22 protein-coding genes and 1 riboswitch are annotated in these 25,256 nt (G+C 42.7%); of the genes, 6 read left to right on the plus strand and 16 right to left on the minus strand.

The features are described 5' to 3' along the window. Positions 1-21: 21 nt before the first annotated feature. The 9 genes from IE222_RS17625 to IE222_RS17665 all read right to left on the minus strand — a co-directional run bounded on the left by IE222_RS17625 (position 22) and on the right by IE222_RS17665 (position 7,407). The gene (locus IE222_RS17625) at positions 22-1,290 is read right to left on the minus strand and encodes a flagellin N-terminal helical domain-containing protein (protein WP_191275056.1); all 1,269 of its coding nucleotides are present in this window, start codon (positions 1,288-1,290) and stop codon (positions 22-24) included. A gap of 97 nt (positions 1,291-1,387) precedes the next feature. Beyond that, positions 1,388-1,882: a PilZ domain-containing protein gene (locus tag IE222_RS17630; RefSeq protein ID WP_191275057.1), complete on the minus strand. Its 495-nt coding sequence runs from the start codon at positions 1,880-1,882 to the stop codon at positions 1,388-1,390. Between the two features lie 72 nt (positions 1,883-1,954). After that, positions 1,955-2,833, minus strand: coding sequence for a flagellar hook-associated protein FlgL (gene flgL / locus IE222_RS17635; RefSeq protein WP_191275058.1), 879 nt, complete (start codon positions 2,831-2,833; stop codon positions 1,955-1,957). A gap of 33 nt (positions 2,834-2,866) precedes the next feature. Further along, a complete protein-coding gene (gene flgK / locus IE222_RS17640; protein WP_191275059.1) occupies positions 2,867-4,333 on the minus strand; it encodes a flagellar hook-associated protein FlgK in 1,467 nt (488 codons plus the stop codon). 11 nt (positions 4,334-4,344) lie between these two features. After that, on the minus strand, positions 4,345-4,815 hold the full coding sequence (gene flgN / locus IE222_RS17645) for a flagellar export chaperone FlgN (protein ID WP_191275060.1): 471 nt from the start codon (positions 4,813-4,815) through the stop codon (positions 4,345-4,347). Beyond that, positions 4,808-5,083 carry a flagellar biosynthesis anti-sigma factor FlgM gene (gene flgM / locus IE222_RS17650; RefSeq protein ID WP_191275062.1) on the minus strand — a complete coding sequence of 92 codons (276 nt, stop codon included), beginning with the start codon at positions 5,081-5,083 and terminating at the stop codon, positions 4,808-4,810. Before flgM ends, flgN begins: the two co-directional genes overlap by 8 nt. 246 nt (positions 5,084-5,329) lie before the next feature. Continuing rightward, on the minus strand, positions 5,330-6,106 hold the full coding sequence (locus IE222_RS17655) for a flagellar hook-basal body protein (protein WP_191275064.1): 777 nt from the start codon (positions 6,104-6,106) through the stop codon (positions 5,330-5,332). Between the two features lie 5 nt (positions 6,107-6,111). Then, the gene (locus IE222_RS17660; protein ID WP_191275066.1) at positions 6,112-6,954 is read right to left on the minus strand and encodes a flagellar hook-basal body protein; all 843 of its coding nucleotides are present in this window, start codon (positions 6,952-6,954) and stop codon (positions 6,112-6,114) included. Between the two features lie 15 nt (positions 6,955-6,969). Beyond that, complete coding sequence (locus IE222_RS17665) at positions 6,970-7,407, minus strand: YaaR family protein (protein ID WP_191275068.1); 438 nt, start codon at positions 7,405-7,407, stop codon at positions 6,970-6,972. A 92-nt stretch (positions 7,408-7,499) separates the two neighbouring features. Here IE222_RS17665 and IE222_RS17670 point away from each other — a divergent pair, with 92 nt between their 5' ends. The 3 genes from IE222_RS17670 to IE222_RS17680 all read left to right on the plus strand — a co-directional run bounded on the left by IE222_RS17670 (position 7,500) and on the right by IE222_RS17680 (position 9,458). After that, positions 7,500-8,300, plus strand: a complete 801-nt coding sequence (locus tag IE222_RS17670; protein WP_191275070.1) for a MotA/TolQ/ExbB proton channel family protein — start codon at positions 7,500-7,502, stop codon at positions 8,298-8,300. Then, on the plus strand, positions 8,297-9,022 hold the full coding sequence (locus IE222_RS17675; protein ID WP_191275072.1) for a flagellar motor protein MotB: 726 nt from the start codon (positions 8,297-8,299) through the stop codon (positions 9,020-9,022). Before IE222_RS17670 ends, IE222_RS17675 begins: the two co-directional genes overlap by 4 nt. Before the next feature lie 186 nt (positions 9,023-9,208). Then, positions 9,209-9,298, plus strand: a riboswitch (cyclic di-GMP riboswitch). A gap of 22 nt (positions 9,299-9,320) precedes the next feature. Beyond that, on the plus strand, positions 9,321-9,458 hold the full coding sequence (locus tag IE222_RS17680) for a hypothetical protein (protein WP_191275074.1): 138 nt from the start codon (positions 9,321-9,323) through the stop codon (positions 9,456-9,458). A gap of 71 nt (positions 9,459-9,529) precedes the next feature. Here the strand turns inward: IE222_RS17680 and IE222_RS17685 are convergent, their stop codons facing one another. Next, positions 9,530-13,318, minus strand: coding sequence for an endo-alpha-N-acetylgalactosaminidase family protein (locus tag IE222_RS17685; protein ID WP_191275076.1), 3,789 nt, complete (start codon positions 13,316-13,318; stop codon positions 9,530-9,532). A gap of 893 nt (positions 13,319-14,211) precedes the next feature. Here IE222_RS17685 and IE222_RS17690 point away from each other — a divergent pair. Further along, positions 14,212-14,694 (plus strand): sigma-70 family RNA polymerase sigma factor, encoded by a 483-nt coding sequence (locus IE222_RS17690; protein WP_191275078.1) that lies wholly within the window; start codon positions 14,212-14,214, stop codon positions 14,692-14,694. A 325-nt stretch (positions 14,695-15,019) separates the two neighbouring features. Here the strand turns inward: IE222_RS17690 and IE222_RS17695 are convergent, their stop codons facing one another. Both IE222_RS17695 and IE222_RS17700 read right to left on the minus strand, forming a co-directional pair. Then, entirely contained in the window at positions 15,020-15,931 is a 912-nt protein-coding gene (locus IE222_RS17695) for an NAD(P)-dependent oxidoreductase (protein WP_191275079.1), read from the minus strand. Then, entirely contained in the window at positions 15,928-16,725 is a 798-nt protein-coding gene (locus IE222_RS17700) for a hydroxypyruvate isomerase family protein (RefSeq protein ID WP_223282779.1), read from the minus strand. Before IE222_RS17700 ends, IE222_RS17695 begins: the two co-directional genes overlap by 4 nt. A gap of 493 nt (positions 16,726-17,218) precedes the next feature. On the opposite strand from IE222_RS17700, the gene IE222_RS17705 reads away from it, so the two are divergent. Then, a complete protein-coding gene (locus tag IE222_RS17705; protein ID WP_191275081.1) occupies positions 17,219-17,521 on the plus strand; it encodes an MTH1187 family thiamine-binding protein in 303 nt (100 codons plus the stop codon). A 347-nt stretch (positions 17,522-17,868) separates the two neighbouring features. Next, a complete protein-coding gene (locus IE222_RS17710) occupies positions 17,869-18,828 on the plus strand; it encodes an LCP family protein (protein ID WP_223282780.1) in 960 nt (319 codons plus the stop codon). Between the two features lie 77 nt (positions 18,829-18,905). On the opposite strand, the gene IE222_RS17715 is transcribed toward IE222_RS17710, so the two are convergent. The 4 genes from IE222_RS17715 to IE222_RS17730 all read right to left on the minus strand — a co-directional run bounded on the left by IE222_RS17715 (position 18,906) and on the right by IE222_RS17730 (position 25,220). After that, entirely contained in the window at positions 18,906-20,552 is a 1,647-nt protein-coding gene (locus IE222_RS17715) for an ATP-binding protein (RefSeq protein ID WP_223282785.1), read from the minus strand. 178 nt (positions 20,553-20,730) lie between these two features. Further along, positions 20,731-21,507 carry a 3-hydroxybutyrate dehydrogenase gene (locus IE222_RS17720; protein ID WP_191275085.1) on the minus strand — a complete coding sequence of 259 codons (777 nt, stop codon included), beginning with the start codon at positions 21,505-21,507 and terminating at the stop codon, positions 20,731-20,733. A 338-nt stretch (positions 21,508-21,845) separates the two neighbouring features. Continuing rightward, positions 21,846-23,165, minus strand: a complete 1,320-nt coding sequence (locus IE222_RS17725) for a GntP family permease (RefSeq protein ID WP_191275149.1) — start codon at positions 23,163-23,165, stop codon at positions 21,846-21,848. A gap of 681 nt (positions 23,166-23,846) precedes the next feature. Beyond that, on the minus strand, positions 23,847-25,220 hold the full coding sequence (locus IE222_RS17730; RefSeq protein ID WP_191275087.1) for a sigma-54 interaction domain-containing protein: 1,374 nt from the start codon (positions 25,218-25,220) through the stop codon (positions 23,847-23,849). Between the last annotated feature and the right edge of the window lie 36 nt (positions 25,221-25,256).

Consider the following 25,256-nt stretch of genomic DNA (forward strand, 5'->3'; position numbering starts at 1 on the left):
GAGTTACGTTCAATTCAAAAATTAACGAAGTAATTGCAGTACACCCTGCGGCTGTTGGTTTGCTTGAGCCAGCATAGCTTGAGCTGCTTGAGAAAGAATATTATTCTTCGTAAATGTCATCATTTCTTTTGCCATATCCACATCACGAATACGTGATTCAGCAGATGTTAAGTTTTCAGCAGTTGTGCTTAAGCTGTTGTTAGTAAATTCAAGACGGTTTTGAACCGCACCCATCTTAGAACGTTCTGCAGACACAGATTCAATGGCTGTATTAATAGATGTAATCGCCTTGTTAGCTGCTGCTTGAGTAGAAATGTCTACACCGCCAACTTTAAGGCTGTCGCCATCAGTTAATGCCACTGTTGCAGTAAGTACTGTCGCACCGCTTGCTCCCTTGAATGCAATACCATCAGTTGAACGGGCTACTACTTCGCCGTGTGCATCTAAAAGTACATTATCAGTTGCATTATAAGTATAAGATCCTGCTTCAAGTCCGCTGTTCGTAAACGCAGCCGTAGCTTTTGCTGTTGTTCCATCGAAGCTTAATGTGCCTGAAGTTACAGCTTGTTCAAAAGTAAAGGTGTCATCCCCAGCTGTTCCATCAAATGCTTTTGTAGTAAACGTTAAACCATCAGTACTTGATGCTACCACTTTGCCATTTTCGTCTTTTACTTCATAATTAGCGCCATTTTGAGAAACACTGTAAGTACCAGCTTTCAACGTATCACCTGTAGTTGTACCACCGACAGTTACCGCGCTGGATTGTTCAATTCCAATTGTACCAGCTACTCCTAAGCTGTATGATTGCGCATCACCAATTTTAAGACTCATATTTTGGTCTTGGTTTGCACCAATTTGGAATGTGCCATCAAATGAACCGTTTAATAGTTTTTTACCATTAAACTCAGTAGTAGAACCAATACGCCCTACTTCTTCAGCAAGTGTATTGATTTCTGCTTGAAGCTTTTCACGGTCAGATGAAGTATTCGTGTCGTTGGCAGATTGAACAGCAAGTTCACGCATACGCTGTAAAATGGAGTGTGTTTCATTTAATGCACCTTCAGCCGTTTGAAGTAAAGAAACACCGTTTTGTGCGTTCTTTTGTGCTGTTTCAAGCCCGCGGATTTGGCCGCGCATTTTTTCAGAGATCGCCAGACCTGCTGCATCATCACTAGCACGGTTAATACGAAGGCCGGATGATAATCTTTCCATGTTTTTTGCTGCTGTGTTAGAGGCAGCTGTTAATTGACGATGTGTGTTAAGTGCTGCTACGTTTGTATTAATTCTCATTTTATTTACCTCCTAATAGTTGAGGAATATTTTCCCTCTGTACTTTTATGTATCGGAAGGTTTACTAGTGTTGTAGATAGAAAATGAGAAATATTTTTTATTTGATAGACGTTTGTCTTCTACGGTTTTCCAAAGCGACAATTTCTTTCATCAATCGTTCTTCCTCTTTAACGGATAAATCGAGAAATTGAAGCCCATAAAAATAATTACTTTTATTAATCCTTTCTACTTTCCGGACAATCCTTCCGTTTAAAGAAAATGACTCGTTGTTTAGGTGAAAATGAAGCTTTACATATACTTTTTGCTTTAAAGGGAAGTCATAATAACTGATAATTCCGGCCCCTCCCGCACTGACATCACTGATTTCGCAATCATCAAATTCATTCACATCCAAGTTTCCTATTCTTAGCACTTCCATGATGGAATTTTTTTGATCAATTCGCAGCCTAAAACTATCTCTCCGATTCACCTGTTTCTCTGCTTTTTTAAGATTCCTATGTTTCTTAATTCTTTGCTGCTGGATTGAAAATATGATAAAAGAAACAAAAATAAATAATGCTGCCGTCGCTAAAATAATCTGATACTCTCCCATGTATTCCCCTCATTACATAAAAAATAAGATGCCCCATCTTAAGTCCAAGATGGGGAGCACTGAAACCTATTTCTATCTTAAAAAGTCGGCTAAACTTAGCTGCATGGTTTTTCCCCCGGCATTGAGCGCTGCTTTAAGTGCTGTTTCTTGCAGCGTCAGCTCGGTAAAAGCTTCGGCAACGTTAGTATCTTGCGTGTCCGACAACATTTTTTTCGTTAAAAATTGGGACTGGTCCAATTTATTGGCTGCAAGTTCAAGAAGGTTTTGGTTAGTTCCGACAATAGTCCGCTGGGTAATTAAGTTATCGGTTTGACTGTCAATGGAATTCAATAATGATCCGGGGTTTTCCCCATTCTCTAATGTTTCTGCAAGGCCCTCTAAGGTTTCGAATAAGTTTTTCCCCTCGACTGAAAATCCAAATACAGAGGAAGCATGAACTTTCCCATTCACGCTGATCCCCTGGCCAATCGTCCACTCTTTACCCATTTGATTTGTTTGCTGTAAGACACCATTTTGATATGGCGGGGTGTTAAGGTCTGTCCCCGAAAAAAGATACCCGCTTCCATAGGCGGTATTCGCAATATTTCCAACCTGCTGCATGAGAGAGCGGATCTCAACGGCAACATTTTTCCGATCATTTTCATTGAGCGTATCACTGCTGGCCTCAACGGTCAGCTCGCGAACGCGATGCAGTACGTCAGTAACATTTCCAAGCGCTCCGTCCATCGCCGTGCTCCAATCAATTCCGTCCTGGGCATTTTTTTTGTATTGTTCGACCTGGCTCAACGTGGAACGATAGGTTAATCCTTGTAAAGTGGCAGAAGGCTGGTCTGATATTTTTTCAAACTTTTTCCCGGAGGATATTTGTCCCTGCAGCTTCTCCATAGCTGTATTATTACGCTGAATATTTTGCATAAACTGTTGAGCTGCCATTTGGTGGGTGATGCGCATTGTTCTCCCCCTTTCATGTCATTATCTAATTCATTACTTCATCCCATTAATCAATGTATTTAGCAAATCGTTAACGGCTGACACATAACGAGCAGCTGCATTGTATGCTTGCTGGTAACGGATCATGTTGGTCATTTCTTCGTCTATCGACACCCCGGACACGGATTGTCTCTGGTTATCAACCATGGAAACCATCGCATTAGCATTTTCGCTTGATTGCTTGGCACCCTGCACATCAGTACCTAATTGCCCGATGACCTTTTGATAGAATTCACCAATAGTCGTGTTCGTTCCGCCAATATCTATTTTTTGAAAAAATACATCGCTCATTAAAGCCGCATTAGAACCGTCGCCGATATTATCCGATGTGGCGGCTGCTACCTTTGCTGGATTTTTCACCAGTTCCGGATTGATCATCATATTCCCGGCATTTTTTGGCGGCTGTGTTGGGTCGTCTTTATCGACAAAAAATAATAATTTTTCTAAGGGAGCATTCGGATTCGTGTTTCTTGCTTGGATATCGTCCAAATTTCTGGCTTCATCACTTGCATGAATCGCATTCATTCTTTCTGCAATCGCCACAGCCAAAATATCAAGGTTTGCTTTTAATTCTGGTATCCTGCCAAGCACGGTTCCGTCTGCCAGCTTATAACCATATGTTTCAAGCAATCCCTTGATTTTACCGCCATCCAATTGAACAACAGTTCCGGCTATTTTCGCCCCGCCGTCCTCGGGTTCAACACTAAACGAGTTGGCTTTATTGCCATCTACCAGCTTCACACCACTAATAGACACATCGACCCTTCCATTAACAGTCGGCTTAACGTCTATATTTACTAGTTTTGACAGCTGATCAAGCAGGGTGTCGCGGCGGTCCAGCAAATCATTCGGCTGTTGGCCAGAACCGATATTTTGGGCAATTTGCTGGTTTAAAGACGCGATTTCACTAGCTGCCATATTAATTTCCTTGGAATTTGCCTGCAGCTGATCATCTAAGTTTTTTTCATAATCAGCAATTCCCGAATAAATTTGGTTGAGCTGGTCTGCCACTTCTTTGCCGTTCGCTGTGACTACTACCCTTGCCGCTAAACTTTCCGGTTGTTTCGAAAGCTCCTGCAAGCCCTGCCAAAACTTATTGAGAGAGGTGCTCAAGCCCGAACCAGATAGCTCATTAAACACATCTTCGAGATGGGAAAGGGAATCGGCCTTTGCTTCCCAGTAGCCTGCTTGTTGCTGTTGATTTTGAAACTGGGAATCTAGGTAACTCTCACGAATGCGCCGAAACTCTGATACTTCCACACCTGTTCCCATTTGCATCGGAATGGTTCCGTTATGAGGATTTGGGGAAGCAAGGGGACGAGTGGCCTCGAGCACAGCCTCTTGCCGCGTGTACCCTTTAGTATTGGCATTGGCAATATTATGTCCGGTTGTACTGAGTGCTGTTTGCTGCGATAGGATCGCTCTTTTTCCAATTTCTAAGCCATGAAAGGTTGAGTACATGTTTTTCTCCCCTATACTTTTAAATCAAATAACCGAGCGTATTCCCTAGAATCTTGGGAATCGGTATCTGTGCTATAAAGTCCCGAATCCTTTGACTGAGGCAGCATTTGCTCGATCATGAACTGAGTGTAGGTTAACGCTTGCTGCAGTAGCTGCTGGTTAAGCTTGTTTACCTTTTCAATCTCTTTAAACAATTTTTGCAGTACAAACAGCTTTGACGTCCATTCTGCCTGCAGACCTTCATCCGGCTGCTGCTGGATTAGTTTGGAAAGTGGAAGATACGCATTGTCATGCTCCAGTACTTCCATTCTCATCTCATCAACTTTTTTTATTTTTTTGATGAGCTTGGCTTCATCCGCCATAACTGCAATTAACGGATTTATCTCGGCAGATACAAGAATTTCTTGCTTTTTCTTGGCCGTTTCTAAAAGAGTGATGTGCAGGTCTGTTAACATCTGCAGGATTTCTGTCAGTCTATTCATCGATCTTCGCACCTGACTTCCAGAATGACAGGAGCTTATCCGCTAACTTTTCACTGTCCACTTTGTATGTGCCGTTTGCAATCTGCTGTTTTAATTGCTCGATTTTTGCATCTTTTTCTTTTTGTATCTGCAATTGGGCTTCGCTTGATAATTCAAGCTTATCAGTTTGATTCTTTTTCGCTTCTTCCGCTCGGGGCTGACTGCTCTTTTGATATGCTTGATATGCTGTATCAATTCGGTTGATTGGATTAATTGGATTGATTTTCATATACCTGCTCCTTTTAACTCTATCCTTACCCTTAGTATCGGCAGTTGCTCAGTTAACGTTTAGGGATTTTCACTTATTTTTTTATCTAACGGAGATTCGCCGATAAAAGCTATAAATCTGCCGATATATAGCACTAATTTGCCGATAAAATATATAAAATCGCCGATAAACGATTCAAATTCGCCGATATTCCGATAAATTATAAAAAAGCGGCCTGCACCTTTGATAAATGCAGCCGCCTTTTGCTTACGATCTCATAATTCCATTTGCGATTCCCATCATCTGATCCGCATAGCTGAGGGCGCGGGCGTTTGCTTGGTAGCCTCTCTGCGCTTTGATCATATCGGTCATTTCCTGGTTTAAATCGACATTCGATGATTCTAGAAATCCTTGTTTAATCTGCGCATTAGAACTAACGGTAGTAACGGCTCCATCAGTTAACCGGTATACCCCGCCCTCTTCCATTAACAGCTGCGGATTGCTGAAGTCAACTAAGCCAATACGCTGGTTTGTCCCTCCAATTGTTCCATCGCTAGACACCATGAAGTCCTTGCCGCGCACCCATTCAATCGAATTACCATTTTGGTCAAGGAGCACATCGCCGTGAACATTGACAAGCTGAAACCGGCCTGCCCCAACTGGCGTTTGCTGAAACGCACCGCCTCTTGTATACAAAGTTTCCTTACCGGAGTCTGTTGTTCTTCGCACTTGGAAATAGCCGCTGCCAGCAATCATGAAATCAAACGGCTTATCGGTTTGCTTAGGAATTCCTTGAGTTAAGTCCAATGGGGTAGCAGCAATTCGCGATCCAAAGGTTGTCCGAATCCCAAGCGGGGACAAGCGGCCAGCCTCCTTCTCCGTCTCAGCCTGGTTTTGAATTGAAACCGTCAGATTCTCAGAAAATGCAGCTTCTCTCCGTTTGAAGCCAGTTGTTTCCACATTGGAAATATTATTAGCAATCGTATCAAGCTTTCCCTGATAGGCTCGAACCCCCATGGAGGCAATCAGTAAAGATGTATTCATACCAGCTATACCCTCCCAATCGTACTTAATTGTTCAAGTGTTTTATCATAAGTCTGGAGGACCTTTTGATTGGCCTCGTACAAGCGAATGTTGGTCATCATGTCGGTGATCGTCTGTGATGTATCGACGTTCGATTGCTCAATCATTTTATGATGCAGCTGCAAGCCAGCCGGAAGCGCCCGCTGCTGAATAGCAGGATTTGCCCCATCCAGCTCATACAGCCCATTGTCTTTTTTAATTAATTGATGAGGATTATTGACGATGACCATTCCAAGGGAACCAATGGTTCTGGCGCGTGCCGCGTCACCCGGATGGACAACGATTTCACCATTCCCTTGAATCGAAATGTCTCCTCCAGACAGCTCCGTGTCTGCAATCGGCCTGCCGTTTTTTCCTAAAATCAAATCCCCTGATGCCGTTGTCAACTGCCCGTTTCCATTAACGGCAAACCGGCCGTTGCGAGTGAATTGGATGCTGCCATCAGCTGTTTGCACGGAAAAAAAGGCCGCGGGCTGAGTAGTTTTCCCGTTTGCAGTGACCGGGGCAAGTGCCTGATCGTTAATCGCCACGTCAAACGGCATGTTCGTACTCACAAGACTCCCCTGTGAGAACAGCGGCAAGGTTTCCTGGTTGTACACCCCCATCGAAAGTGTTCCGATTCTTGGAGCCCTTCCTGTACCTTCCCCCTGATTAATGCGTTGCAGCAGCATTTCCGGAAAGGACCGTAATGGGCTGGCATCCTGTTTAAATCCTGGAGTTTCCACATTGGCTAAATTATTTGTCAGGGCATTTTGCTTTCTCTGCAGTGCAATCATGCCGGATGCAGCAGTATTGATTCCTCGCAGCATAACTTGTTCACTCCTCTACGTGTATAAATTGACCAACAATCCCTTGATCTCACCGATTGTTTTTAGCAGATTAATAGAGCTAGATTGTTTTTCCATCACTTGTTCTGAGAGCTTGATCAGCTGTTCATCAATTTGTTTAATAATTTTCAGCCGTTTCTCTCGACCATTCGGCTGAAAGTGCCGATACTCTTCTAAGGAATAACCGTTTTGTGCTACCTCTTTCAAAAAATCCTGAATGCTTTGCTTATACGCTAACAAATCATTTACGGATTGGGAAGTAACCAGCCGATTGCCATTACGGTTCAGCACATTCAAGAGATTCTGCAAGGGCTCCTGTGTTAAATCAACTTGGGTCTCTTGAAAAACTTGTTGAAAGGAAGGAGATTCTTTCCCTCGTTCTCTTACGGAAATAAAGCGATCCTGCTTGATTCCGTGAGTATGATCAATTTTCAAGGTAATCCTCCTTTCACCAAAAGGGTATGTCGAATTTTACCGATTCACGTTTTTTTAAAAACTAAATTAAAGATAAACCAAAGGAGAAAATTATGTCTAGTATTTTTGGAATTATTTTGGCACTTCTTGTCATTGGCTTTGGAATGATTCTAAAAGGGGCACCGCTTGCTTCCTTGAACAATCCAGCGGCTTACTTGATTATTTTTGGCGGAACAGCAGCTGCTTTGCTGATTGCCTTTCCGTTTCGAGAAATGAAAAAATTTCCGAAACTATTAAAAATTGCTCTATTTGAACCGAAACTCCCTTCAAAATCAGAACAGGTGGCAAAATTAATAGAATGCGCTGAAACTGCCAAAAAGGAAGGCTTTCTAGCATTAGAGGAAATTGCTGAATCAGCGCAGGATCCCTTTTTTAAAAAAGGGCTGGAGATGATCATTGACGGCTACGAGGCAGAATTCATCGAAGAGGTTTTGTTGGATGAAGTGGAAGCCATTGAACAGCGGCACAAGGCAGGAGCGCTTATTTTCTCACAAGCAGCTACATATGCACCGTCTTTGGGTGTGCTTGGAGCGGTAGTAGGACTGATTGCGGCACTTGGTTCGTTATCAGAAATTGAAAAAATCGGCCATTCGATAGCCGCTGCCTTCATTGCAACATTACTTGGGATTTTTTCAGGATATGTGCTTTGGAATCCGTTAGCAAATAAATTAAAGCGGCTTTCGAAGTTAGAGCAGGAATTGAAGCTGTTGATTATTGAAGGGCTCCTTTCGATTTATCAAGGGGTTTTACCGAGCGCCTTAGAGAAAAAACTGTCCGTCCATGTCCCGCCGTCCGAACGTAAGCGAACGGAAAAAACTGAGAGCGAACCACAGCTGGAGGAAAAAACAGCATGAGGAAACGGAAAAGGGCTTTTCATCCAGACTACGAAGAACATATCGATGAATCATGGCTGATTCCATATGCCGATTTACTGACATTACTGCTGGCCTTATTTATTGTCTTATACGCAGCCAGCACGATTGATAAAGAAAAATATCAATCGATTATGGAGTCATTTCAATCAGAGCTGACTGGAACAAAAATCGCTAATCAGCAGGTTGGTCTTTCTCCAACACCGCCTTCGCCGGAGCAGGGGAAAGCGATGCCGGTACAAAAAGGCAACGATCAGGACCTGGATGGTTTAAAACACCGACTGGAAGGGTATATAACAAAAAACAGTCTGCAGGATAAGGTTACACTCCGGGAGACAAAAAAAGGGATTGAAGTGTCGTTAAAAGAGGTTGTGTTGTTTGATTCGGGAAAAGCAGAGCTGAAGGAGCGGTCGCACAAAACCTTGAACGGAATCGTTGGATTAATTAATACCGTTCCAAATCCAATCAGTATCGAGGGTCATACGGACAATGTCCCGGCTTATAATACGGTCTATTCCTCCAACTGGGAACTATCGGCCGCACGGGCGGCAAGTGTACTTCACTACTTCGAAACACACAAAGTAGCACCAAAGCGCATGCAATTCTCCGGATACGGCGAATACAAGCCACTATACCCAAACGACTCAGATAAGAACCGTCAAGCCAACCGCCGTGTCACCATCGTCATCTTGCGAAATAGCTAGCGAGACAGGGGGAACGGGGCTTCCGTTCCTTTCCTATTTGTTTTATAAAAGTTTTTATAAAAATGGCTATTAAGGCTAAACATTTTGCCTTAGGCTGTCGATATACTATAATAGGCGATACTAGTAAATGTAATTTTTTTGAAGCTAGCACATTTTATCTAGTCACAATTATTATAGTTAAGTAACAAAAATGAAAGGCAAAATCACTGAAAGGTGATGACGCAAAGCTATAGGGGCTTCCGTCATGTAAATTGACAAAGTCAGCCAGCTGCCATCAATTACAAAGGAGAAATTATTGATGTCAAAAAGTTTATGGATCACACCAGAAGAACATCTTCGAAAGAAAAAAGTGAAGAAAAATCTTCTCTACGTTTCTTTAATGCTTGGAACTGCTATCCTAAGCACATTGGTAACTATAGCAACCTATCAATTTTAGGCAAAACAGAGGGACGGTTCCCATGCTTCCTAGAAGGAGGCATGAGAACCGTCTCTTTGTTTTATGCACATTTAATCTATTTGTTTGATACGGAGGTTATCGAGGATAAACGTCCCCTCACCCGTATGCATGGTGATAGGGGAGCCATCATTAAAGATTCCAATATAGGTTTGCCCATTTTCAGAACCTGTTACAATAATTTCGGCAGTTCTTGTTTCAGTTGAAGCAGGAAGTGAATCATTCACGCTCAAACCTTTGACACCATTAATATTTCTAGCGTCTATTTCCTGATCGCCAGAGATGATGCGGAATGAATTAGCTGTTGTTTGATAGTCAAACGAAACTTTATAGGTTACACCCGGTTTAAAGGTGAAGTGCTGCGGAATAGTGCGATAAACTAAACCAGCATTTCCACTATTGGTTTTCACGGACCAATTTCCACCTATTACATCATCGATTACCTTTGCATTTGCCCAGCCCTTTTGAGTGTAAGGAGCATGCAGTTCTGCTAAATGGGTACGATTATCCGCTACTCCTTCAATATTGCCAATGACAAATGGGTATATGCCTTGTACTACCGATTCGAAGTCTTGAACGAATTGATTAGAAGAAACATAATTATTTAATGTTTTTTGTACAATTCGAATGTCATCAAATTCTGTGTTACCCTCACCCGCTTCACGGGTTAATGTTATTACAGCCGTATCATTTTGAGCTGTAAAGCTAACCTGCATTCTTTGCATTTTGCTATTATACCCGTTAGTTGATGCATGTGAATCGGCCTTTACATAGTTCTTTTGCAAGCTGCGAAGCGTACTGTTACTTACGTCTTTCAATGCACCAGTCACCTTAATGGAAGCTTTGGCATCACTATTGTTTTCAATATAAACCTCTGCGACATAATCTTTACCCGGTTCTAAATCAGTTAAAGTACGAGTAACAGAAGTTGGTTTTGACGGACTGTCAATATTTAAATAGTAGTCACCGCTGCTTAATTGGCGCGCACTGCCGGTTTGGCTTGTACGTTGGACGCTAACCGATGTTTTGTCGCCGGCAACTTTTGTATATTTATCCTCAACAGTACCGGTATTAAATCCTGAGTCATATACATGATTTCCGGTGCTCCACTCATCAACCTGAGCCCCTTTATTTTTCCCTGCAACCACAACATATGGAGTTGCTGGTTCAGCCGTTAATGTGACTTGGTTTTGAACTACCTTCACTTTTTGTTTTTTGGCCCGACCTTGATCCGTCAATTTGTAGACATAAACTTTTGACACACCCTTATATTCATCCGGGAGTGTCCAGGTTGTGGTTCCCCCTTCTAAATTCCAATGATATAACTTATGAGAATCAGAGGTTGGGTTTTTAAAATCTTGATCTACCCACGGAATTAAATAGGTATGTTCGTCCAGCACAACTTGACCATTAAGAGTCATCAAACGTTCCCGGGAATTATCTTTTCTTGTTACAACTACGACATCCCCGTTGCTTGGATCCTTCAATTTAATTTCATTTTCAAGATTCGTCTTCGTTGGATCGCCGTCCACCTTACTCCAGTTGGTCACATAATATTTTTGAAGAAATTTAGTCGGCAGGTTCGTATCAAACGTTGTCCGGATAAAGTTATCAAAATTACGATCTGATCCCCAGCCTTCAAAACCGGCCAATTCATAGCCGCCTAGCAATGGATTGTCAGCTGTACCGCCAAATGCTGGGTTATTCAATACCCAGGAATCCTTTTGGTGGTTGCTGATAAACCGAAGTACATCGGAGTTGAGGCCTTTGCTTGCTGCTCCGCCGTAGTTTTTATCAACTGCCCAATGCTGCCAGGTTGATGTATTGACCATAGAAGTGCCAAACTCGGTCGTTAACCGCCAGCCTCTCTCCTTAAATTGTTCCGTAATACGATTAGATTCCCATTGGTTTTGGTACCAAACATCCAAATAAACGTAATCGAGACCCGGTGCAGCCGCCTTTAATTGGTCAAGTCGTTTGGCACGGCTTCCCGAATACAAATCTTTTAATTTATTAATCGTGTAAGACTGATCTAACCATCCCCAGCCTTTAGAATTAGGTCCGTCAATAAAGCCATCGTTAAAAGCTTTAGCTTCCGGATACACTTCTTGTGCGTTAATGTGAACACCAACCTGCGTATTATACTTATGGGCTCCTGCAATTAAGGTGTTCAAATCTTTTGCTCCGCCCATCCGCTCACCTACGTCACCATAATCCGGATGCCCGCTGTCATGCCCTTCATTTGCATAGCCTTTGAGGAGCACTGACTGGCCTAATCCATCGGTAGCAAGAGCAACCTTTTTAATATTATCCAATGTTTTAAGGAATGGCTGCTGTGCTTGTGAACCGAAGTTCATGACAATACGCATTCCAACATTATTATTGACATCCTGATAGAATGGTATTTCCTGCATAATGTCGCGGTAGACAATCGCACCATCCTGCCAATCGACTTGTTTGTCGTCATTCATATCTTCTGCAATGGCAATTTTAACAGTAGGTTTTGTTGCCTGTGGCTCTGGCATAAAATTGCGATGGTAATAGAACAGATTGGAGCTAAGCCCCATTGCTTTATCTCCATTACTATTTTCATAGCGGTTAGCCACTATGTTTCCATAACCATCGACTTCTGAACTCGACCAGACGCCGGCACTTAACTGTCCATTTGACAAGAAACCAGTATAATAGCGATTAGTCGATCCTATGCCAGACATAGATGAATCCACTTTCACATCAACATCGCCTGGTTTTGTTACATCACCGCTCAAGGTTGTCAATTTTGCATTGGCGTCATTTTCACTAGAATTTACAGAAATAAAGTTCATCCCTGGCAGCTCGATTGTTTCAATCTTCGCGCTTCCAGCATTTTTAATTTCATTAAAGCTATAAATCACCTGGTTTTTATTCACTTTTAAGGATAGCTTAAAAACAGCGTCCAAATTCTTACTTTGATCCTTGGCAGTTAATGTATACATAGCCTCACTGTCATTGACCTTATCAAAGGCTACTTCAGGAGTATATAATTTTCCATTTACCTTTAGCTTATAAACAGGGGATTCCTGCCCGTTCATCACTTTATCGCCAACTCTGTATTGAACGACACGTGGAAAAACCTCGTCAACATCAACTTCCATATAATTAGATTTTAATGTATTAAGTACTGGCGGTTTGTTAGTTTCTTCCGGAACATCAGATCGCCAAATTTCCATTAAAACTTGACTGTCTTGGGTTCCATATCTTCCTAATTTTATTGCCTCTGGTGCATCATACAAATTTTTAACTGCATCATTTAGTGTGACTTTATCAAACAAAATAGTTCCATTTAATGTCGCACTGATTGTTGCCCCATTGTAATCAATTTTAATCTTGTACTCATTTCCTGGCTGCGGAAGATCTTTAGGTCTATTGCTTTGAAGATAGGTCCCCTGCCCATTATATTTGTATTGCCAGAACCAGCCACCGCTATCATAGCCGATAAATACGAAGTTATTTATATCTTTAAAGTGTGGATAAAACCCAAATCTAGTTACGCTTCCTTCTGTTTCCGGCACAAAGGTATACTCCATTGTTCCAGATTCTTTAGCTGCAGCATCAGATTTCCTGAATATCGCTGCCTTAGCCCCGTTGTCATTCCCTTCACCTGTTCCAAGTCTTGTGTAAATTTTTGATTCTTGGTCGACAATTTCATTTACTTCTTTACCTACAGTTGAAACAGTTACCCAAGGATTGGTTAATTCTGCTGCTGTACTTTTTAGAACAGGCAGACCGGGTAGAAACGAGGTAAGAATCAAAATAATAGATAGGATGATTGAAGATCCTCTCCTGAAAGAATTGCTTTCCATTTTTCTCCTCCTTTGAGATATTAATGTTTTCTACTAGCGAATTAGCACATTTCTATAGCAAATCACCCCCTTAATTGCCTATAGGAATGTAAATACAATGATAAAAATAGCAAACTAGTAATTATGGGTTGACATGTTGTTAGGTGCACATTAGGTAGAGTTTTAGATTAAAATCTTCTTTTCATGGTATTTGACAATATGAGGATAATACCTGTTGTGATATCATGTTTGGAGTTTTCTTATGGATGGCAGTTTTTTGAGGAGGATGGAGTGGAAGCGTTGTTAATTATTCTTAAAATGCCGATCCCCCATGCTCTCTGGTTATGAAAAATGTTTATTAATAAACTTAGTGATAACACTATTTAGGTTAATTAAACTTCTTCTAAGAGCGCTTTCAATAAACAGATAGTAGAGTAAAATTTTTTATTTGATTATACCCTCAACAGGTTGATGGGTCAATTAGTTTGATACTATTCATTCGAAAAATTTAAGACATAGAAAATCCGTTCAAGCAATAAAACGAACTTTCCTTCTATTAAAAATACCATCCCTCTCCAAACTTCGACTAATTTCCCCGGGAATATTATTAATAAACGTCTGCTAAAACAGCTGCAAAACTAGACTAAATCAAGGATTCCCCTTAGAACGGCGGGAAATTTGCCGAAAAATAAGAAGATCACTTTGATGGTGTCAGGTACTAAATTGATAGAAAAATCATACGAAATCCCTCAATATCCCCTTCAATATTACCTTTCCCGTCATTAAATGGTGTTTTCCACGCCTTTTTTTACTCCAGATTAGGATTATCACTGTTCGACCAATTACGCCATTCCCAGTATGGTAAAGGTACCCGGGAATACATGGTAAGCGCGCTTTCCTGAAGGGATTTCGCAATGGAGAGCTTTGAACAGTTGGCAGAACAGTACCAGCCGATGATTCACAAAATCATCAGCTCCTTACACATTTACAAAAATAAAGATGAGTTTTATCAGGACAGTCTTATTGCACTATGGAAGGCACGCCAACGATTTGACCCCGAAAAGGGAAGTTTCACGAATTATGCTTATACTTATATTAAAGGGACCTTGTTGATGGGATTGAGAAATTCTTCAAAAGAAGAAGAACGGAAAATTTGCCCGAAGGAGGAATTTTGGGAACTGCTTGAGGACCCTTCAGTCAGCATTAGAAGAATAGTCAGCGATCGTTTGGGCGATTTTGACTGCCAAAACCTGACGGAAAATCAAAGAAAGTGGCTGTACTATACTGTCCATTATGGGTTATCGATCAAAGAAATCGCCGATCAGGAAAATGTATCACTATCAGCTGTCAAAGGATGGCGTGCTGGAGCGCGGGCGAAGCTGCAGGGGCGAAAGTAGTTTAAGAAAGCAGGGGGCGGTTTTGTCCTCCTGCTTTCTTTCAGCTGTATTTCTCACGAATAAAAGCCTCTGAGTTTCAGCGGGGTTAGTGCATTACCGATCGGCGGAATTATCGTGAAAATTGGCGGAATCCTCTTTTCTATCCGTCGATTTAAGGGATTTACTCGATTAACTCGTCAATTTTTGAGATTTACCCGCCAACTTTCGAGTTTTATCCGTCAATTTTCGAGTTTTACCCACCAACTTCCTATTTATCCGTCAACTATTGAGATTTACCCGCCAACAACTTAACTAGCATTTCTTCTTCTGAGCGTAAGAAGTATTTTCATGAAACAGAAGAACCGGTTCCATGTTTCATCACGACAACCCCGCACTTCTCTTCTAACGGCTGGATAACAGCGGACATGTCAAGGTCGTTTAACCCTTTAGCGGCGGCGGTTTGGAAGGCGTGTTCTGCCAGTTGGCCTGTAAATTCGTTTAATCCTGCTTGCTCTAGGAGCTGGTTGGCGAGACGGACGTCTTTATGGACGTATTTCACGGCTCCGCCTGGTGCAAATTGCCGGTCGAGTACATATTGCTCCATATGGCGCCGCAGCATCGCACTGTCTCCGTAGCTGACTTTTAAAATGTTTAGCAGTTTTTCAGAATCGAGTCCAAAAGCGGCTCCCGTAACCATCGCTTCTGATGCGGCAAGCGAATGGACTGCGACGAGATATTGATTAATCAGCTTAGCAATGCTTCCTGATCCGGACTTTCCGAGATATTCAATCGTTTTTCCTAAAACCCCGAGCACCGGTGCAACTTTTTCAAACGCCGCCCGCTCGCCTCCGACCATAATCGTTAATGATCCGTTTTCCGCGCCCTCAGGACCTCCGCTTACAGGAGCGTCCAGATAATCAATGCCCCTTTCGGCCGCTTTTTCAAAAACAGCCCTGCTCGTATCGGCCCCTACCGTCGTAAAATCGATACAAACGGTACCCGGACGAGCATGATCGAGGATTCCTGAGACACCCAGATAAACCTCCTCGACATCACTTGGCATCGACAAGCATGTGCAAATCATGTCGCAGCTTTCTGCCAGTAAGGCTATCGTTTCAGCATGCACAGCTCCCTTCTCCACAAGTGCTCGTACCTTCTCCTTTGTCCGGTTGTATACCTGCACCTGATATCCATGGTCGAGGAGCCGTCCCGCCATCCGCGAGCCCATGACACCCGTTCCAACAAACCCAATCTTCATGCTACATCCCCCCCTTGTGCTATCGAATTCAGCCATGCAAAACTTTCCTCGCTTTTTCCAAGCGGCGAGTACTCTAGCCCAATGCAGCCATTATAGTTACTATTTAAATAGTTAAAAATCGACCGATAGTCCATCTCCCCTGTACCCGGCTGGTGCCGCCCTGGAACGTCGGCAATCTGGATATGGTCTACGAGATGGGCATATTGTTGATAGATTACGAGCGAATTTCCATAGATTTTTTCCATATGATAAAAATCAAATTGGAGTTTCACATTCGGCAGGTTCACTTCATCAAGAATTTCCTTTGCCTGCTGAATATTATGCAAAAAATAGCCCGGCATATCGATTCGGTTAATTGGTTCAATCAGAATCGTCAACCCGTGAGCTGCCGCTTCCGTACCGGCTGCCGTAAGATTCTCTATGTAAACCTTTCTCGCAGCTTCGAGATCTTCTGATTCGGATACAATCCCAGCCATACAATGGATCCGTGGAACCTTCAAGGCTGCCGCATACTTAATTCCCTCCTGAACCGAACTTCTAAATTCTGCGATTCTGTCCGGTTTCGCTGCCAGGCCACGTTCGCCCGCCTCCCAATCTCCCGCAGGCAAATTAATCAACTCCAGTGACAACTCCTGCTGCTCAAGCTCCTGCCGAATTTCTTCTATAGAATATGGATACGGGAACTGACACTCCACAAACGAAAACCCGCACTCCCTTGCTTTCTTAAACCGTTCCAAAAATGGTACTTCCGTAAAAATGGTTGATAGATTAGGAAGCATAACAATTGTCCCCATGCCCCCATCACTCTCCTTTATTTTCGAAATTTTTATAATATTATATACTATCGAAAACACTTTTGTAAAAGTTCGATAATTTCCTATCATTTCAGCTTTATGAATTTGCCGAAGAGGCTTTACTTCGTCATTATTTACCTTAAAACATCCATCTTATCTTACAAAAGATAGTATTGGAAAATGCAGACCAACAGCATTGCTGTAAATGAGACGCTTACGAAAAATCAGTCAAACCGTACATACTGAAATTTAACCAACTTTGGACAGAATGGAAAGCGAAAGTCTCTATTTAATTTGTCGGCGAAATCACAGAAGGAAATAATCACACACTCTACAAAAAGGCACACACTTTAACCAGAGAGTACAGAAAAAGCGCTATTGGACATGTATAATAGGAGGGTAACACAGGAAAAGGTCTTGTGTTTCATCATAATAGGGATGAATCAGAAGTATCGTCCCTATGCGCAGAGAATTTTCAAGGAGGCTATTAAATATGGCGATTGTTGATATTACAGTTATTCCGGTGGGGACCTCAACGCCCAGCGTAAGCGGATATGTGGCCGAGATTCATAAGTTCCTTCAGCAGTACGAAGGCCAAATTAAGTATGAATTAACTCCGATGAGCACGTTAATCGAGGGTGATTTAAAAGAATTACTAGAAATCGTGCAGCAGCTGCATGAGTTACCTTTTCAAAAGGGTACTCAAAGAGTATGTACCAATATTCGGATTGATGACCGCCGGGATAAGGAAAATACGATGGAGCGGAAATTGAAAGCGGTGGAAAGTAAGTTGTAAGGCAAAGACTGATGGGGGTTTCATTGACCGCGGATAGATTTTTCATCTTTTTCGGGCCATGGAACCCCTCTTTAAAAATATTAAAAAAGGTATTCCCCAATAAAAGGAAAAGGCGTTTTTACTGGTGACTCTGGGGGTAAGAGGAACCACTCCCACGTTCTAACTAGCCTCCATACTACGTAATAAAGTTTTCAATAAAACGTAACCTGATTTTCATCGAAATGAAAACAACTTATGGAATAATTCTACCTTAGGGGTATGTCATAATAGCTAAGTCCTCTTATATAATGTTAAGCCCATTTAATACAACAATACATATATAGTTTTTCAGACTAGGTGGTGCAGAATTGTCACGAAGGAATAGGAAAGTCCGAGTAAAATGGGGCAGAGTAGTAGGAGCCTTTTTTTTCATAGGAATCTTTATGGTTGGTCTATTTAGTATATATCAATATGTTAATAAAACGGTGCAATCCCTCAATCAGCCATTTAAAAAAGTTGAGGAAGATCATTTCGTTAAAAGTAAGGCAAGTCCGCCAATCCAAAAAACGCAAAATAAAATTGACGCTGTAAATGTTCTGATTTTAGGAAGTGACTCCCGGGGGGAAAAACAAGCGCGAACGGATACGATAATGGTGGGACATTACAATCTTAAAACTCACGAGGTAAAACTGATCTCTCTCATGCGGGATATGTATGTCTCTATACCCCAGCATGGCCAGCAAAAGTTAAATGCCGCTTATTCATTTGGAGGTGCTGAATTACTTAGGGAGACGCTTAAAGAAAATTTTGGACTGGACATTCATTATTATGCGATGGTCGATTTTAAAGGATTTGAAAAAGCGGTGGATCTCCTCGTCCCGAATGGAATTGAAGTCGACATTCCCCACGAGATGTCTGAAGGTATCGACATGACATTAGAGAAAGGAAAGCAAACACTGCATGGTAAAGAGCTATTAGGCTATGTCCGTTTTCGTAAGGATCAGTTAAGTGACTTCGGGCGAGTACAGAGACAACAAGAAGTGATTTCGAAATTAAAGGAAGAAGCAATGAGTCTACATAGCGTGGCCAAACTTCCTGAGCTATTAGAAATTTCACATAAATACATCGATACAAATATTGAAGCCTCCACTCTTTTGACGATTGGAAAAGACTTGTTAGCGAACAAAGCGGGGGATGTAGAATCACTTCGAATCCCGGAGGATGGCAGTTTTGAAAATAAACAATACGATGATGTCGGCCAAGTATTAGAAGTGGATTTAGATCAAAATAAAAAAGCGCTTGAAGCCTTTTTAGGAGAAACGGAATAAAAGGAGCGATAATCATCGGTAGATTATCGCTCTCTTCTATCATTACCTTTTTTTGCCTCTTAGGCATGATCCATTGCTTATGAAACCAAAGAATCTTCCCCATGCTTTTTACCGTAATCTGTAACAGGGAGATTTATTTCAACCAATGTTCCTTCGTTTTCTTTGCTTTTGTAAGTGATGGTTCCGTTGTGCTGTTTGATGATTTTATGGCAGATCATCAGTCCGAGCCCTGTCCCTTTTTCTTTTAAACTATAAAAAGGTTCCCCCAATCGTGGGAGCAATTCTTCCGGAATACCGCTGCCCTGGTCCTGGATGGAAATCGTACACATATCGTCAGAAGGCTTTTCGAGCCGGACATAAATATTCCCGCCACCTGGCATGGCCTCGATGGCATTTTTAAAAATATTTAGAAATACTTGCTTTAATTGATTTTTCCCACATGTAATAAATAAGGGTGATTCCCCATACTCAAAATGAAATTGAATATTATGCATATGAGCCTGAGGCGATAATAAATCGATCGTTTTTTCTAGAAGCTCCCTTAAATCCGTACGGATCACCTCTATGGCTTGTGGTTTTCCAAGGGATAGCATTTCGCTTGTGATGGTTTCAATTCGTTCGAGTTCATCTAACAGCAAGTCGCTGTATGAACCATTATCTGCTTTGTAAAGTTGAACAAAGCCTTTAATGGTCGTAAGAGGGTTGCGTATTTCATGAGCCACCCCGGCCGCTAATTCTCCCACAATGGAAAGCTTCTCCGATTGTAACAGTATTTCTTCTGATTTTTTTCGTTCCGTGATGTCACGGCTTATCATAACGATGTGTTCAACTAAAATGTCATTCTCCTTAACAGGCATACAATGGGACTCCAATTCAATCCATCGCCCATCCTTGTGACGAACCCGATATTCTATCGATTCGGACTGTCCTTTTTCAAACATTCTGACAAGTGAATTTATAAACATCTCTACATCATCTGGATGCATAAACCTGCATAGCTTCGTATCGACCAAGTCCGTGAGTTCATATCCTAAAACCTGCTTATGGGAGGGAGAAAAGTAGCTCCCGAAAAACTCTTTATCTACCACAAGAATGAGATCAGACGTATTTTCAGCAATTAGCCTGTACTTTGCTTCACTTTCCTCTACTATTTTATACATTTCCGATAAACGGTGGTTTAAGCGATATAACTTTAAATAAGATTCTATTAATAATACGCCCATGATTAGGCCTAATAAGACAAATACGATATATTGAAAATGAAAGAAGGGTTGATCCCTAAATACGTTAAAAATGTAGGGCACGGTTGATACATAGATAATCACGTATGCTGTAAAAAAAATCATACTTTTTTTTATAGGGGAACATCTTGAACATAGCCAATGGATAGCTAAAAAAGCGAGAAGAATGATAATCCAGCCAGTAATTGCAGGTGCCCAATGAGCACTTGAAAGCAACCGGATCAATAAGGCGCAGCTCCCAGTAATAAAGCCGGCTGCCGGGCCAAAATAAGCAAAGGCTAAAATGATAGCTGCATATCGAATATCGTAAGAATATCCTTCCTGTTGAAAGGATAAAAAAACGAGAATAGTCGAAACGATTCCTCCATAGATCCCGCCCCACAAGCTGCTATACTTTAACGGTTTAAAATTAATGAAGGACCCCATGATTAATGGTATACCGAGCAACAACGAAAAAATCGATAGATTAACAATATATTCCATAACCACCAAGCTGAATCCCACCCACATCTAGAATATTCTTATCATAAACCAGATGCTTAATTTTGGGAATAGCTTTCAAAAATAAGCATAATGACCTAATGAAACAAAGTTTACTAGTTTGATTCTATTCTGCTTCAAACTGCCTGCAATGAAGCAAGAGATTCCTCCCTTCGCTTCATTATTGGGCAGTATATCCTCCATCGATGACACAAGCTTGACCGGTGATGCCTTTTGCCTGGTCGCTTGCGAGGAATAAGACGTAGCTAGAGATTTCTTCGACACTGAGCAGTCTCTTTTGGGGAACAAGTGGATAGATGACGTCCTCCAACACACGTTCCAGTGGGACATTTCTAGTCTTAGCTAAGTCTGCCAACTGGTTGCGGACAAGCGGTGTGTCGACATATCCCGGGCACACAGCATTGACGGTGATTCCATGCTCCGCTCCTTCAAGCGCCGCAACCTTTGTCAGTCCAATCACTCCATGCTTAGCACTATTATAGGCAGCTTTCCCAGCAAATCCGACCAGTCCGTTGATGGAAGCCATATTGATAATACGGCCGGATTTTTGTTCTTTCATGATGGGAAAAACCTGTTGGATTGCAAGAAAAGGGGCCGTCAGCATAACCGAAACCAGCAATTCAAATTTTTCCTTAGGAAATTCCTCAATTGGGGCAACATGCTGCAAGCCGGCATTATTAATCAGGACATCCAGCCGCCCATACCGATTAACCGTGTAGTCAATTGCCTTTTTAAGCTCCTTTTCGTCTGTAACATTGCACTTCACACCAACTGCCGTTAATCCCTCTGCCTTCAAAGAGGCTACCGCTTCCTCCAATCCAGTGCGGTCCAGATCGCTCAGTACAACCCGGGCACCATTTTTGGCGAAGTTTTTTCCTATCTCAAACCCGATCCCCCGAGCGGCACCTGTTATAAAAACTACTTTATCTTCTACCATGTAAAACATCCTCCCTGTTGGGTGAACCTCTATGTTCTTGGTGTCAGGCACCAAGAACAGCGGAAGCTCCTCGGTCAGGGGCGACAAGCATAAGACGAACCGTCAAGCAGGCTGTTTTTTAGCCTACCTAACGGGGCGGCTTGTAACCTCGAGCCCCTACACGCCCCTCGTAAAAGCTATCGCTTTAAGTCGTGCGATGTTAATGCTGCCGAAGCCTTCCTTGTGTAGCTGTACATGTGAAAAATTCAAATGGTGCCTGACACCGTTTCTTTTTTATCAGTATTCCCACTGATTATAACGGACAAACTGACTATTTCAACCGATTGTTTGATGCTGTTTTAAATACCTAATCCAAGTGAGAAGAGAACGATTGCCAATACCACACCTATGGCTGGAACAATGACCGTTAAGGCACCGACAGCGCCATAGGCATCCTGATGAGACTCGCCGCAAATTGAGCGGATAGTCGTCACGACATAGCCATTGTGCGGCAACGAATCGAGCGCTCCAGAAGAAATCGCTACTGTCCGGTGCAGTGCCTCGGTGTTTACACCCATATCCATATAATGCGGTGCCAATAACGGCAAGGCGATCGCCTGCCCGCCGGAAGCGGAACCGGTCATCCCGGCAATCACACTGACCGCAATCGCTCCGCCGATGAGCGGACTTCCCGGAATGCTGGTCATTGCCTCAACCGCTTGCTGGAATGCCGGAACCGCCTTCGCAACCCCGCCAAATCCAACTACGGCTGCGGTGTTACCGATTGCCACCAATGCTCCCATTGTTCCATCAGATACTGCATGCCAGAACGATTTAAAATAGCTGCGGTTAAGGAGGTACGTGGCGATTACCGCGCCCAGTAACGCGATAATCAGTGCGGATTGTTTGAGCGAATCGTGAAAAACAAAGGAAATAATAAGGACTACTAATAACGGAACTAAGCCTGTTAGCGGATGAGGCAATTTCTTATCCCCCACTACAGGGTCGTTGTCACGGGTTAAGAAGGTTTCTCCCTTGGCAACCGCCTTTTTTATCATACGCTTCAGCCACCAATAGCCAAACACAGCCATAAATACAGCGACAATCAGACTGACCTCCCAGCCGGCATATGGAGAGGTCCCAAGAAATTCAATCGGAATCCAGTTCTGTATCTCCGGAGAGCCTGCAGAGGTCATCGTAAAAGTAACCGACCCAAGTGCGAGCGCAGCAGGGATAAAGCGCCGCGGTAAGTTCGCCTGCTTAAACAAGCTTAACGCCATCGGATAAACCGAAAACGCCACAACAAATAAACTAACACCGCCATAGGTTAAAATGGCACAGGCCGCAACAACAGCAAGCACCGCATGCTTCATGCCCAGCTTTTCAACGACCCATTTGGACACACTGTCGGCCGCTCCGCTGTCTTCCATGACCTTTCCAAAAATTGATCCCAGCAAGAACATTAAATACCATGAGGTCACAAATCCTGAAAAACCGCCCATGTAGTTCGTTACTAAATTGGCCTCCCCCTCGCCCACCTGCTGCGGAAACAGCGGCAGACCGCTCAGAACCGCGACGAACAACGCACATAATGGCCCCGCGACAAGCAAATTCATACCCTTCATCGTTAAATAGATTAAGAGAATTAAGCCTCCAATCAGGCCAATCATACTTAGCATTGCCATTGCCTTTCCCCCTTTTTCTCATCATCCATTCCAATGGGCTGGTGAAAAATCTCTTTTTATACTTTTGATTAATCTAATTTAAAAATCTCCTCCTCTTCTGTTGTCTTGTCTTTATATATGCAAGCACCATGCCAATATGAAAAATCAATATTTACCTTCTAGGTTTTGGTTTTCTTATCCAGAAATCTGGAATCGGAGCATGGCAGGTTGGTTGTAACCACTTATATCATTAGTTTTTTCTGTTGATTCCAGAATTCCGGAATGGAATCCGGATTTTTGGAAATTTGCCTTTAAGTAATTTCGCGGGATTTGGCTGGGATTTCGCCGATCTCGGGATTTATTTCGCCGATTTGCTAGCTAATTTCGCGGGTTTTCACATTAATTTCGCGGATGCCGCTTTTAGCGCGCTAAAAATTACTATCTTTTTAGTTTCTAACGAGAAGAGTTCCGCCACTTTAGCTGGATTTCCGCCTATTTCTAGATTTTTTCGCAGACTTTACTCTTAATTTCGCCGACTCTTCCGTTTTTTCGCAGACTTTACTCTTAATTACACCGACTCCTCCGTTTTTTCGCGGACTTTACCGTTTTTTTTGCAAAATAGGCATTTTTTTTCGCGGGATTCTGAATTAATTTCGCGGATCTCCTCCTAATCCACATTAAACACTAGAACCTTACTTATCTCTCTAGCCGATATTTCTTTATTTTTTCATATATACTCGATTTGCTAATACCGAGCGCTTTGGCCGCTTCCAGTTTATCTTGACCAAACTGCTCCAACGTCCGCCCAAGTATCCGCTTTTCGGTTTCCTCCAAAATCTCCTTTAACGACAGGTGCCCGATCAGCACTTTCGGATCGCCTGTTAAAGATTCTGGCAAGGAAGACAAGGTGATTCTTTCACCATCCGTTAGATGCACAGCCGCCTCTACTACATTTTCGAGCTCGCGTAAATTCCCGGGCCAATGATAGCGGTCAAACACACGCCGCACTTCCTCGTCAATAGTCGTAACACGCTTCCCCGCCCGCCGCGAGATTTTTTCGAGGAAAAAATCCGTCAAGTACGGAATATCCTCCGGCCGTTCCTGTAACGGCGGAATCTTAAACGGAACCACATGAATGCGATAAAACAAGTCCTCACGGAATCGCTTCTCCTCAATCATTTTTTCCAACGGGCGATTCGTAGCAGCAATCACCCGGACATCCACCGGAATCGGCTTCAGTGAACCAACCGGCTCCACTTCTTTTTCCTGGAGCACACGGAGCAGCTTCACCTGCATATTCAGAGGCATGTCCCCAATCTCATCAAGAAAAATAGTCCCCCCATGAGCCAGCACGAACTTCCCTTTCTTGCCGCCTTTTTTGGCCCCGGTAAAGGCACCTTCTTCATAACCAAAAAGTTCAGATTCCAGCAAATGCTCCGGAATCGCACCGCAATTGACCTTAATAAACGGCTGATGACTGCGCGGGCTTAAGCAATGAATGCTGTGGGCAAAAAGTTCCTTCCCGGTCCCGCTCTCCCCGCGAATCAATACGGAAATATCCCCCGACGCTACGCTTTTTACTTTTTCCTTTAATTCCATAATCGACGTTGATACCGTTTTAATGTCCTGCAAGGTATATTTCGCACCGCTGTTTTCATTCCAGTCCTGCAAATATGTTTGTAGCTTTGGCAGCAGGCTCTTTATATGCGAATTCATTCTATTCCATTCCTTCGTATCACGAAAAATCACCGTCCCCAACGCCCCGAACAGCTGACCGTTTGAAAAAAGCGGAATGCGGTTGGCAATCATATAATTTCCTTTAATGTACTGAAGGTCGGCAATTTCCTCCTTCCCCGTCCGTGCCACGATATGCATCCTTGAATTTTCGATGACCTCTGTCACATGGCGGCCAAGCGCCTCCCCCTTCTCAATCTCAAGAAACTGACAATAATTTTGATTGATATAAACAATCCTGCCCTCCGTATCAACCACCACAATCCACTCATACGCACAATCAATAATCGTCTCTAGAATCTCATTTTTATACAGCACATCCATTCCGTTCAGCATCCTAACACCCCCATCTCCTTCTATCATATGTAACAT

Source organism: Neobacillus kokaensis, from assembly GCF_014656545.1.
GTDB lineage: Bacteria > Bacillota > Bacilli > Bacillales > Cytobacillaceae > Neobacillus > Neobacillus kokaensis.